This is a genomic window from Ignavibacteriota bacterium (genome assembly GCA_016707525.1).
GTDB lineage: Bacteria > Bacteroidota > Ignavibacteria > UBA10030 > UBA6906 > JAGDMK01.
In genome coordinates, this window is the sequence record JADJHP010000003.1 from 433,458 (window position 1) to 447,115 (window position 13,658).

At 62.2% G+C, this 13,658-nt stretch carries 9 protein-coding genes and 1 pseudogene; 1 reads left to right on the forward strand and 9 read right to left on the reverse strand.

The genetic code is table 11. From position 1 onward, the window contains the following. Positions 1-34: 34 nt before the first annotated feature. From IPI01_07865 to hisS, 9 genes are all read right to left on the reverse strand, one after another. Positions 35-1,999: a TonB-dependent receptor gene (locus IPI01_07865; GenBank protein MBK7257705.1), complete on the reverse strand. Its 1,965-nt coding sequence runs from the start codon at positions 1,997-1,999 to the stop codon at positions 35-37. 225 nt (positions 2,000-2,224) lie between these two features. Next, on the reverse strand, positions 2,225-3,259 hold the full coding sequence (locus IPI01_07870) for a glycosyltransferase family 4 protein (protein ID MBK7257706.1): 1,035 nt from the start codon (positions 3,257-3,259) through the stop codon (positions 2,225-2,227). Then, the gene (locus IPI01_07875; protein MBK7257707.1) at positions 3,256-4,812 is read right to left on the reverse strand and encodes a polysaccharide deacetylase family protein; all 1,557 of its coding nucleotides are present in this window, start codon (positions 4,810-4,812) and stop codon (positions 3,256-3,258) included. The genes IPI01_07870 and IPI01_07875 overlap by 4 nt, the downstream gene beginning before the upstream one ends. Then, on the reverse strand, positions 4,809-6,212 hold the full coding sequence (locus IPI01_07880) for an oligosaccharide flippase family protein (protein MBK7257708.1): 1,404 nt from the start codon (positions 6,210-6,212) through the stop codon (positions 4,809-4,811). Before IPI01_07880 ends, IPI01_07875 begins: the two co-directional genes overlap by 4 nt. Next, complete coding sequence (locus IPI01_07885; protein ID MBK7257709.1) at positions 6,209-7,195, reverse strand: glycosyltransferase family 4 protein; 987 nt, start codon at positions 7,193-7,195, stop codon at positions 6,209-6,211. Before IPI01_07885 ends, IPI01_07880 begins: the two co-directional genes overlap by 4 nt. 111 nt (positions 7,196-7,306) lie before the next feature. Beyond that, positions 7,307-7,828 (reverse strand): peptide-methionine (R)-S-oxide reductase MsrB, encoded by a 522-nt coding sequence (gene msrB, locus IPI01_07890; protein MBK7257710.1) that lies wholly within the window; start codon positions 7,826-7,828, stop codon positions 7,307-7,309. Positions 7,829-7,888: 60 nt separating this feature from the next. Continuing rightward, complete coding sequence (gene mgrA, locus IPI01_07895) at positions 7,889-8,881, reverse strand: L-glyceraldehyde 3-phosphate reductase (GenBank protein ID MBK7257711.1); 993 nt, start codon at positions 8,879-8,881, stop codon at positions 7,889-7,891. 47 nt (positions 8,882-8,928) lie between these two features. Next, a complete protein-coding gene (gene hutH / locus IPI01_07900; protein ID MBK7257712.1) occupies positions 8,929-10,446 on the reverse strand; it encodes a histidine ammonia-lyase in 1,518 nt (505 codons plus the stop codon). Positions 10,447-10,459: 13 nt separating this feature from the next. Next, positions 10,460-11,854, reverse strand: coding sequence for a histidine--tRNA ligase (hisS, locus tag IPI01_07905; GenBank protein MBK7257713.1), 1,395 nt, complete (start codon positions 11,852-11,854; stop codon positions 10,460-10,462). A gap of 296 nt (positions 11,855-12,150) precedes the next feature. Here hisS and IPI01_07910 point away from each other — a divergent pair. After that, positions 12,151-13,559 (forward strand): annotated as a pseudogene (locus tag IPI01_07910) (amino acid decarboxylase). Positions 13,560-13,658: the final 99 nt, after the last annotated feature.

Sequence of the window (13,658 nt, forward strand, 5' to 3'; positions counted from 1 at the left end):
CACATCATCCTGACAGTATGTCGGATCCGGCACATCACCATCGAACGACCGCCTTCATCCCCAGCGTCCTGCCATCCTGTATGATCCTGTCCTGCCGGTGTTCCAGCCCGCCGGGATACGAAACACTCGCATCAAGGATGTTCCGTGCGGCAAAGCAAAGGTCCACGCGTCCGCCGATGCGCAGAACATTGAAGAACGCATTGACCACGACCGCAGCATCGGTCTCTGCCCCTGCGAGGGTCCACCGCCCCGATTCATACCGGGCTCTGACCGCGACCTCACATCGCTCCAGAAACTTCACGCTGGCACTGAGTCCGATGATGGTGCGCGGCGAGTTGACCAGTGCGGGTCGCAGGCCAAGGCCTTCGCCGTACTGCGTCCCGACGGTCAGTGATGCGGTATGCCCCGCGGGCATCCGGGTGATCATCTCTGCTTCGATGCCACGGGCGTGCACCGAACCGATATTCCGATGCTGGCCGACCGCTTCCGCCTGCAGCGTCGTTTGCTCGATGAGATCCCACATACTATACTGGTACACGGACAGTAAGGCATAGGTCACGGTGCTGAGGCGTTGCTCCGCCGACAGCTCAAAGGTCCGCACGCGCTCCGGACGCAGAGAAGGATTGCTGACGAGGCCGTTCCCTTCTTCGTAGTACAGCTCGTAGACGCTCGGTGCACGGAATGCCTCACCGTACAATGCCTTGATGGTCGTGCGCGAGCCGGGGTTGGCCACCAGCGTGAGGCGTGGAGAGAGCAACCACCCCGACACACTATGGTGGTCGGCGCGCAATGCAAGAGAAAGCGATACCTCGGGTATCATCTGGTAGGTATCCTGGACGAAGAGCGAGGCAACATCGAAAGGTGCATTGCGCGAGTAGTCATAGATCTCCTCCGTCCACACGCGGTAATCCGCCCTGGGGTTGTGCCTGAACTCGATCCCTGCATCGAACCTGTTGGCTTCATGGGTATCCCATTGCACATGAACCCGGCCGGTCCACCACCGTCCCGAGGAGCCATCGAACTGGAGATACTCGTAGGGATAGACCCCTCCGTAGTCGTAGCCATCGTACGAGAGCCTGCCGGAAAGACGGAAGGACGGTGAGAATTCGTGTGCATATTCCATCTGCGCTGCCCAACGGCGGTCCTCCGTGCGAGCGCGACTGTCACCGAACGTCGTTTCGTAGGATGCGGTGGGGATCCGTTTGGTTCTGTTGGAGAAGACACCCATCACGGTGAGGTCACCGAACGACAAACGCGCAGTGGCACCGATCGACTGTTCCCGATCGGCATCCCGGGCGACACCGTCATGCGTTTCGGGGGCATCGAATTCCGGGAAGTAGAGATCGAACCCGCGGCGGTCCACCCATGATCCGGAGAGCACGGCATCCACCCCGCTGGAGGTCTGCGTGCCATACACCACCGAGCCCCGGGCATATGCACCGGAGCCATACTCCCCGGAAGCTTCGACGCCATTCACTTCGGCGCCCGTCTTGCCGATGATGTTGATGACCGCGAGCATGGCATTGGCGCCGTAGAGGGGCGAACCGGGCCCACGCACGATCTCCACGCGCTCGACGCTATTGAGGTCCGGTGAGAAATCAAAACCGAGTGCGGAGGAGGAATACAGATTGTCATTCATGACGTGGCCGTTCCACAACAGGAGGATACGATTGTTGTAGTCGGTTGGCCGGCCGAATCCCCGTACACCCACATACTCGTAGTTCCTGTCATCGGTCACATAGAAGCTGCGCACATGCGACAGGAGTTCGGCGAGGGTGCGGATCTGGAACCGGGCAATGTCGTCCGCAGCGATGATCGAGACGGATGCAGGTGCTTCACGGGCAAGCTGGGAGTAGAGCGACGCGGTGCTGACGCGGACGGAGAGGAGTTCATCGAGCGACTGCACCCCCTCATCTGCCGGAGGGGCCTGGGCGAAAGCCGATCCGAGGCCGGACAACACCACCCCGAACAGCAGAATGACAATTGCAGAATGGTGCATGGAAGTGCAATCCGTTGACGTCTATGACCGTGTGGCGTTCTCCCGAAAGGCTCAGTTCGGGGCGTCTCAGCACGGTGGCGGATCCATCCGCGCAGAGTCCGTACACTACTTTCCTGCAACATCCACGCCATCCGATCCCCCGAAAATGCCTCAGAATAGCGCAAAAAAAGGCCGGGATTTCTCCCGGCCTGCACAATATCAGCCATTCATTCAAAAATCAGCCGATTAGCACCGCGTGACCTCTTTATATATGGCTTCCGTCTTCGCAGCAACGTGCTTCCACAGGAACTTGCCGGCGATGTGCTCCTTCAGCTTCGTGTCTTTCGCCGTACGGAGCGCAACCTCGATCCCCTGCCTGATGGATCCCTCGTCATCCGGCTCAACGTAGGTCGCCATTGCACCGAAGTAGTCCCTGGTGCCGCCATGCGGCGTGATCACGATCTTTGCTCCCGCGAGTCCGGCCTCGAGCGCAGCGATGCCCGGGGTCTCAAAGAGCGACGGAAGGGCGAAGACCTCGCAGGCAGCGTATGCCGATGCGAGCATCGCAGAGTCGTTCCCGAGCCCGTCGATGAGCCGGATGTGTTTGTGCTTCGCAGCTTCCTTCACACATGCATCACCATACGGCCCCTGAATGATCCGCCCGATGATCACAGCGGGATAGTCGATGGCACCCAGCGCACGGATAAGTTGCAGCACATTCTTGCGCCGGTGCCCGATGTGTCCGACATTCAGAATGAACTTCTCGATCCCATAGACTTTCCGGAAAAGGTCGGGATCGCCCGATGCAAAACGCTCATCCACCCCGTTGGGCACAACGCGTACGCGCTGCGGAGGCACACCATACCCGTTCCTGATCAACTCCCCTTCCGCCTCTGTGTTCGGAAGCACACGCTCCGCCCAAGCACAGATATCGGCACAGAGCGCGTAGTCGGTCCATATACCCGGCCCCACGCGCTGCATGATGCGTGATGCGGCACGGGCGCGGCGGATGAACGAGGAGCCGTGGCTTGAATACGTGATGGGCGAGACCACGAACGGGACGCCCAGGGCCTTGATCTCTCGTGCGATATGATACGTGCCGATGTTCGCGGCAAAGATGTGCGCGATATCCCCTGGCTCTGGCCGGAAGGGTGACCAGGGATCGAAGAACCGGACGCGGACGCCCTGCGTTTCAAGATGACGTGCCGTTTCGGTGATCTGCGTGCGTGGGCCGCCGTGCAGGATCGAGACGGCATGATAGGTGATCATATGAACGGTCACGCCAACCTCCTGAGCAACGATGTGAACATGTCACCAAATGTACGGCGCGGATCGAACTCTCTGATGACGCGGACATCGGCAGGAACGATGTGCTGCTGCCGCGGCGACCTGTCGACGGTCCGGAGCTCGATCGTGGACCCGGCCTCCACAAGAGCATCTTCACCGGACGGGAACACGATGTGGATCGCGGCATCAGCCTCGCGCATCCTCCCGGCCGCTGCGGCCTCCAGGATCCCACCGTCGGTCCGGAAGGAAGGGGTCAGAGCCATCCTGCCCGACCACCATTGCGCCATGGCATCCATACGGACCGGTGAGATGCCACGCGCGCGGATATGGTCGAACAATGCTTCGAAGACACCCGGGGCGCGTTGTGTCGGATGATGATAGAACGCCAACGGAAGGTCGCGTGCGAGCAGCGACTCGGCCGCGGCAACGAAGTATTCTTTCATATGAGGGATGCTGAAGCCCGCACGGCGCAAACTTCCGGTACTCACCGGGTGGATCGGAAGCTGCAGCGTCCGCAACGCACCACCCGGCACCGATGGCACCACAGGGAATGTATCATACGCGTACGAGAACTCGGACGAATACGACAGACCGAGCCGGTCGATCACCTGCCCCACTGCGGGCGACCACGCGCCGAATGGCGCCGCCATTCCGACGGGAGAGAACCCTGCGGCCCTGATCAGCGCAAGCCCGCGCTGCCAGTCGGATTCCTGATCGCGGAGATCTTCATGGAGCCGGTGCCGGTAGCAATGCAGCCCGATCTCATGCCCCTCACACCTCTTGAAATGGGCCAGCCAATCCTCATGTGCCGACACGTCGAGGAACCATGTCGCCGGCACGGAAGCCGACCGCAACATTTCGTACAGACCGTCGATGTCCGCCCGTTCCGATCCGTCCGTGTCGATGCGGAACGAGAGCACGTTGCGGCGCGTGCCGGGATAATACCAGAGGTGTGCGTACGGGATGGACCGTGCGTGATGCAGGAATGCCAGCGCATCATGGATGAGCGACGAGATCTCTCCGCGGGAAACGCGCGATACGCGTTCCGTCGGAAGCCGGTCATGCCGCGCGTAGAAAGCGCGGTCCACGGTGCGCGTGCCGAACAGCACCTCTCCGGGATCGAAAGGCAGAAGGACCGCGAAACCGCCGGCGAGAGGCCCGGCAAAGACACCAAACATCCCGCCGGGGGTCCGGAGGTGCCGTGCTTCACGCGGCACCTGGCCTTCCATGTCGAGGTCGATCAGCCGGACCGTCGGGAAGACCGGATCGCCATCGGACACGAGATACGCAAGTTCCTCCCTGCGCACCGTGGAGCCACCCAGGCCGGCAACATGCGCAGCGGCGGCGAGCACGGCCCCTCCGCGATGAAGGAACTGCGCAAGAGTATCCAGGCCGGCGCGGTCGGTCGGCGAGGTCACGATCACGACACTACATCCTTCCACACCGTCACCGGTCGTCAGATCCACATGGGTCCACGGGAATCCCTCCCGCTGGAGCATGTGTTCCCAGAGGGCCGAAGAGCCGGCTATGCCTGCGCACAGATTCACAGGAAGCGCTCCTTGAGATACGCCAGATCAGCGCCATTGAACACCTTCAAACCTATGGCGATCGCAGCGAACGTGGTAACGGCAACACCAGCGGCGACGGGAGCGGACCATCCCACAAGAGCGCACCCCGGTATCACCGCGCCCCCGGCTGCGAGCAGCGGCCGGAGGAATGCTTCACGTGTGAAAGCCTGCACCTCCTTCGATGCATACCTGATCATCAGGAAGACGGTCACGAGTTCGCCGAGAACGGCTCCCAGGGCCGTACCCGCGGGGCCCCACCATGGGGTGAACACCACCATGGCCGCGGCAAGAACAGTTGATCCGATGATCATCGCGCGGCTATAGATGCGTTCCCTTCCCAAAGCAAGGAGCAGACACACGGCAACGGAATTGACCAGCGTGAGTCCGACATAGACCAGGAGGATGCGTGCGATCATTCCGGCATCCGCATAGGCGTTCCCGAACACCATCTGCATCATCAAGGGGGCGATGAACATCCCCGGTACGACGATGAGTCCGGCAAGGGCCACCACGGACCTTGCGACAAGTCCGGAGACATGCAGCAGATCTGCGGGGCGCGTTTCACGAACCCGCGTCAATGCAGGGAGCAACAACGCATTCAGGACCCTGTCGAGCGCCAGCAAGAGGAAGACGAGTTTCAATGCGGCGGTATAGACACCCGCATCCGTCGTCGTCCGCATTGCCGCCAGCAGGATGGGAGGAAGGTTCATCACCTGCTGTCCCACGAACATCGCGATCCCGACCGGGAAGTTCTCCCGCAGGATGGACCTCCAGAGGGGAACATCGAACCTGAAATGCGGAAGCCCGAATTCCTTTCGCACGACCAGCCACAACACCGTCGCTGTCGCAAGGATCCCCGCACCATACGCAACCGGCGCCATCGCAGCATCTTCCGGTGCGCCGACCAGCAACCACACCACAGCGCCATACACCGCGTAGCCAAAGACCCGTGCCGTGCCCATGGGGCCCATCCGTTCGCGCCCCTGAAGGAACCAATCGGGCGCTATGGCAAGCGGCAGAAGCACCACGAGACTCCACACGATCACCGCCGTCGTTTGTGCATCCAACGGGAGCAACAGGGTCACGACCCCGGCAGGGACCAACACGCACACGGCAAGGAGGACGCGCACGCTGACGACGCCACCGAAGCGGACCGCGTCCATCATGCCCGGCCGCGCAGCGTTGCGCGCCTCGACCACCTGCATACCGGGACTCGAGAGCAACTGGGCATGGCCGAGCACCGCGAATCCGACGCCCACCAGTCCGTACGCCGCAGGGCCAAGGACCCGGGCAAGATACACGGTAATGAAGAAGCCGATCGCACGGCTTCCGAGATCGGACCAGGCGAGAGACAGGAGATTGCGCAGAGGCCGTTTCACGGACACAACTCCCCGAGCAGCGCGGCCAGTGCCTCACGGCGTTTGACGAGTGGGAATTCCTGCGCGATGCGTGCACGCGCACGTGCGCGCCTGTCGGTGGACGATCGGAGCCCTACACGGATGGCGGCGGCAAGTTCCTCATCGTTTCCGGCCTGCACGACGATGCCCGCATCGCCGATCGCATACGGCATGCCGCCGACATCCGTCCCGACCGGGATGCAGCCGCACAGCATTGCCTCGCACATCGCATTCGGGAGCCCTTCACTCAGCGAAGGCTGGCAGTACACCGACGTACGCTGGTACCATGGCAACAACTCCTCGCGTGCCACAGGGCCGTTGATCTGAACATTCGGAGGACGCAACGGTGCAAGGAGATGTTCGATCGCGGGATCGATACCGATCACCACAAAGCGGACGTCGGGCATCCCCTTCGCGACGGCAAGCAACCGGTCGATACCTTTCACCCTCATGCGTTCTTCAGTCTCGCATCCCGCAACGGTCAGCACGAGATCAGATTCCTTCTGGCCCGGAAGCCAGGAGGCCTCGTCATAGCCCGTCGGCATCACCGTGATGGCTTCGGGGCGGATGGGAGTCAAGGCAAGCGCTGCATCGCGCAGCGTGGGATCGACGGGAAGCAAGCGTGTGGCGTTCCGCAGCGTGCGGATCAGCAGCCATCGCTTCCATGGCGTATTCGCCAGTCCGTAGCCGATGGCCGGACGTGTGACGACATCCGCCCCGCCGAGGACGACAATGCTCGGTTTGCCCGACAGCCGGGCAAGCCCGACCACGGCGCTCGCATAGGTTGAAGCGAACCAGGTGAAGGTCACATCTGCACGGGATACCGCATGGGGAAGGTGGAGCAGGTCCGCCGGGGAACGTGTAAGGAGATGCGTGACCTCGCCATGGCCCCGCAGGATCTCAGCGTCTTCAAGAATGAACGAGGAAGTGAAGCTGGATGTGAAGAGTATCTTCCTGCGTGGCAATCGTCTGTCCGGGGATGCTGGAATGTGAGGATACTGCGAAAAGATACCGTTCAGCATGCACAGTTGCAACCGCCCGGCCCCGGTGGGACGGTTGCCTGCGGCGGACAATGCCTATTTCGGGGCGCCTGGGGCCGGCGTGAACTTCAGGGCAAGGGAATTGAGGCAGTATCGCAGCCCGGTGGGCCGTGGGCCGTCTTCAAAGACGTGCCCGAGATGGGAATCGCACTTTGCACAGAGGATCTCCGTCCGGACCATCCCGAAGCTCCGGTCCTGCTCCTCGATCACATTCTCCTTTGCCACCGGCTGGAAGAAACTCGGCCATCCCGTGCCGGAGTCGAATTTGGAGTCCGACGTGAACAGATCCAGGCCGCAACAGACGCAGGAATACGATCCGGCTTCATGATGCGACCAATACGCGCCGGAGCATGCCCGTTCTGTTCCACGCTGGCGGGTGACCTCGAAGACCTCCGGGGCCAGGATCTTCCGCCATTCCTCATCCGTCTTCTTCACCTTCTCCACGCTCACGAATCCTTTCGTTGCAAGAACAAAGACGCGGACCTTCTGGGCGGGAGCAGCGGTGACGCTGAAGAGCATCAGAGCAAGAAGTATCGACCCGAAACCACGCATACGCATATCTCCCTTTCTTTACCTAACATGCCGGAAGGGCACGGGGTTCCGCCGGCCGCCGCCCTGCTACGCCAGGATCTTCTCGATCGCTGCGAGTTCATCGGCGGTGAGCAGCGGGGCGTAGGCAACGGCAATATTCTCTTCCATCTGGGCTACGGTGCTTGCACCGACGAGTGCGGAAGTGACTCCCGGATGGCGCAGCACCCAGCTGAGCGCAAGCTGGGCGATCGACTGCCCCCTGCCGCGGGCGATGGCGTCGAGGGCGCGCACCTTCGTGAGCCGTTCATCGGTGACGTGCTCCGGCCGGAGAAATCCATGAGGCTTGCCCGCCCGCGAATCCGCCGGGATGCCGCCGAGATATTTCGTCGTCAGCATTCCCTGCGCAAGCGGAGAGAATACGATGCACCCCATACCCTCGTCGTTGAGCGCGCCGAGCAGATCGGGTTCGATCCAGCGGTTGAACATATTGTACACCGGCTGATGGATCACGCAGGGCGTGCCCATCTCGCGCAGGAGCGCGGCGGCTTTGCGCGTATGCTCCGCACCATAACTCGAGATCCCGGCGTACAGTGCGCGTCCGGACCGCACAGCATGATCCAGCGCACCCATGGTCTCTTCGAGCGGTGTCTCGGGATCGAAGCGGTGCGAGTAGAAGATGTCCACGTACTCGAGCCCCATCCGCTTCAGGCTTTGATCGAGGCTGGCGAGGAGATACTTCCGCGACCCCCACTCCCCGTACGGACCCGGCCACATCCAGTAACCGGCTTTCGTGGAGATGATGAGTTCGTCACGGTACGGCAGGAGGTCCTGCTTCATGAGCAGGCCGAAGGTCTCTTCCGCAGAGCCGGGAGGCGGGCCGTAATTGTTCGCGAGATCAAAATGCGTGATGCCGAGGTCGAAGGAGCGGCGGATGATCGCACGGGCGGTCTCCAGCGTGTCCACCCCACCGAAATTGTGCCAGAGTCCGAGCGAGATCGGCGGAAGGCGGAGCCCGCTCCGGCCACAACGGCGAAAAGGCAAGGTTGTGTAGCGGTCAGCGTTGGCGGTCCAGACACTCATGGTCACCTCCGGAAGTTCACAGGGCACATGATCGGACGAATGTCCGGTCAGTTCAGGATATCGGTCAGTTCTTTGCCGCGCATGAAGGTCACGATCGCCTCGATATCGCCCGACAGAGGACGGTCGCCGCGCAGCGGTGGCACGACCTCACGCAGGAGCTTAGACGCCTTGTGCGTACCGTCGCCCGGCCGCTCGGAGCGGTACCCGAGTGCCTCGATGGCCCCGTGCAGTTCGATGGCGAGCACCCGTTCCACATTCTGGATCACCTGCCGTGCCTGGCGTGCGGCGATGGTTCCCATGCTCACGTGGTCTTCCTGGTTCGCCGATGTCGGGATGGAATCTCCGCTGGCAGGATGGATCAGCACTTTGTTCTCGGACACGAGCGCGGCAGCAGCGTACTGTTCGATCATCAATCCGGATTCGAGTCCGCCGTTCACCGCGAGGAACGCAGGAAGCCCGCAGCTGTGCTGCCGGTCCATAAGCTTCGCCGTACGCCGCTCGGAGATGTTGCCGAGTTCCGCAACGGCAAGCGCGAGGAAGTCCATGGCCAGCGCCACCGGCTGGCCGTGGAAATTGCCGACGCTGAACACTTCGTTGGAGTCAGGGAAGATGAGGGGATTGTCCGTGGTGGAATTCACTTCGGTCTCCACCACGCCGGCCACATACTCGATCGCATCGCGCGACGCACCATGCACCTGGGGAGCGCAGCGGATGGAGTACGAATCCTGCACCTTGGAACGGGTGTCATGGTCCACACGGTCCACGAGCCGGCTGTTGCGGATCATGGCGCGGATGTTCCGCGCAGCGCGGGCCTGTCCGGCGTGCGGACGTGTGGCAAGGACCTTCTCGGCGAAGGGTGTACTCTTCCCTTTCACCGCCTCCAGGCTGAGGGCCATGGCGATGTCCGCAATGTCCGCAAGCCGGCGGGCATCATAGACGGCAAGCGCACCGACAGCGGTCATGGCCTGCGTGCCGTTGTTCAGCGCCAGCCCTTCCTTGGCTTCCAGGACCACGGGTTCGATCCCCGCCGCACGCATGGCTGCCTTGCCGGTCATGCGCTTCCCTCGATAGAATGCTTCGCCTTCGCCGATGAGGACCGCGGCGGCGTGCGACAGCGGGGCAAGGTCACCGCTGGATCCCACCGATCCCTGCTCGGGAACGACCGGATGGACACCGCGATTAAGCATATCGAGGAGGCGTTCAACGGTCGAGATGCGGATCCCGGAATGTCCGCGCGCAAGCGCGTTGGCCCGGAGCAACAGCATTGCCCGGACGATCTCTTCGGCGAAGGGTGCGCCGACGCCCGCACAGTGGCTGAGGATGAGATTGCGCTGAAGTTCGCGGAGACGTTCGGGGCGAACAGAGACATTCTGAAAGGCGCCGAAGCCGGTGGTCACGCCGTACACGACGGCATGATCGCGGACCGCACATTCGACCCACTCGCGGGAGCGCCGCATGGCAGCGCGCGTTGACGTGGCGAGGCGGGCAGGAGCACCGCCCCGCGCAACGGCCACCACCCGATCGATCGTCAGTGTCGCGCCATCAACCTGTATCGACCTGGCCATGCTCTGTCTCCGTTCAGCGTCCGGGATGGATGGAATGGCGCGCGAGCACGTCCAGGACGGTCTGCGCGCATGCGTCGACAGGAACGGTCACCTGCACCGTGCGTGTCTCCGCCAGGTAGGCCTCGCGGTCCTTGCCTGCGGCCGACTTCTTCTTCTCCTGCAACTGTCCGCCGAGGATCAGGTCCTTCACCGTCACCTCGCCCTTCTCGAACTCATTGCTCCCCATCAGGATCGCGACCGGGATACCGAGGCGGTTGGCATACTGCAACTGTTTCCCGGGGCTTTTCTCTTCGCCGAGATACATTTCCGTGTTGATGCCTGCCTGCCGGAGCTGGCGTGTCAGGCGCTGATAGTCCGCCAGTCGCGCCGGTTCCATGATGGTCACGAGGGCGTGTGCGGTGGCGCTCTGCGCGGGGAGGCGGCCAAGCTTCTGGAGCGCCGCGAAGAGCCGGTCCACGCCGATCGATGCACCGACAGCAGGGATCTTCCGCCCGAGGAAACGTTCCACGAGGCCGTCGTAACGTCCGCCGCCAACCACCGAGCCGATCTCCGGTGCATCGAGGAGCTGGGCTTCAAAGACGGGGCCGGTGTAATAATCAAGTCCGCGCGCGATGCTCAGGTCGAGCACAACGGTGGCTTCCGGGATCGCGAGAGCGTCGAGGGACGTGCAGATGAAGCTGAGGTCATTGACCGCCTCCTCCGCGGAGGGTACACCGCTGAAGAGCCGGGCGAGAGCTTCGAGGGTTGCGCTCCGGGTCCCGCGCGGGATCGCGAGGAACTCGCGGATGCGCGTCACTGCGCTTTCGGCCAGTCCGAGCCCGGGGATCTTGTCGCCCGACACGTCGATGCGGCCGGTCATCAGTTCTTTCGCGACGTTCTCGATCCCGATCTTCTCGAGCTTATCGAGGATGCGGAACACGCCGTGCGCCATCTCGCGCGGGATGCCGGCAAAATCCAGGAGACTGTTCAGGACCTTCCGGCTGCTGAAGCGCAGGATGAAGCGGTCGTCCACCAACGCGGTGAGCGTATCGTAGATGCCACAGATGATCTCCGCATCGGCCGCAAGGGACGATGAGCCGACGGAGTCGAGATCGAATTGTATGAACTCGCGGAAGCGTCCGGGGTCGGGTTTGTCGGCGCGCCAGACCGGTGCAACCTGATAGCGCCGGAACGGCAGAGGGAGGTCCGGGTACTGGGCGACCACCCGCGCGAGCGGAACGGTCAGGTCGAACCGCAGGGCGACTTCTTCTTCTTCGGGGTTCGTGAAGCCGAAGATCTGTTTGGTGTTCTCATCGCCATACCCCATGAGGGTGACGCGGTACTCCTGCGCGGGGGTCTCCAGCGGCAGGAAGCCGTAGCGCTCATACACCTGGCGGATGGTTGCGATGAGTTTGAGGCGGGCGTTCATCTGTGCGGGGAGATAATCCCGGAAACCGCGCAGGAGCCGTGGTTCTACGATACGTTCGTCGGGCATAGTGGAGCAGGACTGTGTGTTGCGTCAATTGTCCGCGGACAACGATCACCGGATCATGGTTGAACGTTGTCCAGGGAAGGAGTGAAAATCGCCATTTCATAACAATATAGCGGAATCGCGTGTGGCAAACAAGCGGACGCGGAGCCGGAACATTTCCTGATCAGCCGTGTTATAGTGAGTTGGCGGGTCATCCTTTCGCCATCACATTCTCCACAACACCACCGAACACCATGGCAGATCCGGAACTGCACCAGGAAGAGAGCCTTGACCCCGAGGATTGGAACGCGATCCGTACGCTGGGGAAGCAGATGGTTGACGACATGGTCGAGTACCTGCGAACGGCACGGGTGCGACCCGTCTGGCGACCGATCCCCGAAGAGATCCGGGATGGGTTCCATCAGCCGCTGCCGCACGGGCCGACCGATGCGGCGGAGGTCTACGCAAGATTCAAGGACACCGTCCTTCCCTATCCTACGGGAAACACGCACCCGAGATTCTGGGGGTCATGGGGAACGGCACCGTGACGGGAATGCTCGCCGAGATGTTGGCGGCCGGGATCAACCTGAATCAGGGCGGAGGGTCGCAATCGGGAAGCCTGGTTGAATCGCAGGTGATCTCGTGGTGCAAAGAGATGCTCGGCTTCCCAACCGGGGCGAGCGGACTCCTTGTCAGCGGTGGCTCGATGGCCAATCTTGTTGGACTCACGGTGGCGCGGAACAGCAAAGCAGGGTTCGATATCCGGACGGAGGGGGTCGGACACGCGCCGCGCCCCATGCGGCTTTACGCGTCCGTGGAAACACACAGTTCCATCCAGAAGGCCACGGAGCTGTTGGGACTCGGGCACCAGGCCTTGCGCATGATCCCGACACGCAAGGATCTCACCATTGACACGGCGGCATTGCGAACAGCGATACTCGAAGACCGCAAGCGCGGTGATCATCCTTTCTGCGTGGTCGGATGCCGGCACAGTGAACGTCGTCCCTGGACGGAGCCTTCGGAGCGCTTGCCGCGCTGGCGCCGGACCTGCGGCACCTCGTCAAAGGCATGGAGCGTGCCGATTCGCTGGCGTTCGACATGCACAAGTGGATGTATCTCCAGTACGAGGTGGGATGCGCGCTCGTCCGTGACGCGGACCTGCACAGGACGACATTCGCCCTCACCCCGCACTATCTGGAAGCGCGGCATCGGCGGCGGCGATCTCTGGTTCAGTGACTACGGGATCGAGCTCAGCCGCGGGTTCCGCGCACTGAAGGTCTGGATGGCGATCCAGGAATACGGCATCGACAAATTCGGCAGGATGATCCAGCAGAATGTCCGGCAGGCGCGGTACCTGGAACACATCGTCGCAAACAACCCGGACCTCGAATGTGTTTCCGATGTCCCCCTGAACATCGTGTGTTTTCGGTACCGGGGCGGACTCACGGATCCATCCGCGCTGGATGCCTTGAATAAGGAACTCCTCCTGCGCCTTCACGAAGGGGGCCTGGCAGCCCCATCGTACACGGTGATCGATGGCACATACGCCCTGCGGGTGTGCATCACCAACCACCGGACCACGAACCATGATCTGGACATCCTCATCCGTGAGACGGTCCGTCTGGGGAAGGACTGGAATTGGTCTGATGCCGCGGCTCCTTGACAGAGACCGCCGAATTTCTCATATTCTCGCAATCGTTTTTCCGGTCATTCCGTTCTTTGATGTGGGTCGCATTACCGGCACCGTCATCCACTCATTCGT

What these genes read in the sequence shown, in the direction of transcription:
- hisS (MBK7257713.1), bottom strand. Translation starts at nt 11,854, where the DNA reads ATGAACGCCCGCCTCAAACTCATCGCAACCATCCGCCAGGTGTATGAG.
- msrB (MBK7257710.1), bottom strand. Translation starts at nt 7,828, where the DNA reads ATGCGTATGCGTGGTTTCGGGTCGATACTTCTTGCTCTGATGCTCTTC.
- mgrA (MBK7257711.1), bottom strand. Translation starts at nt 8,881, where the DNA reads ATGAGTGTCTGGACCGCCAACGCTGACCGCTACACAACCTTGCCTTTT.
- hutH (MBK7257712.1), bottom strand. Translation starts at nt 10,446, where the DNA reads ATGGCCAGGTCGATACAGGTTGATGGCGCGACACTGACGATCGATCGG.
- IPI01_07865 (MBK7257705.1), bottom strand. Translation starts at nt 1,999, where the DNA reads ATGCACCATTCTGCAATTGTCATTCTGCTGTTCGGGGTGGTGTTGTCC.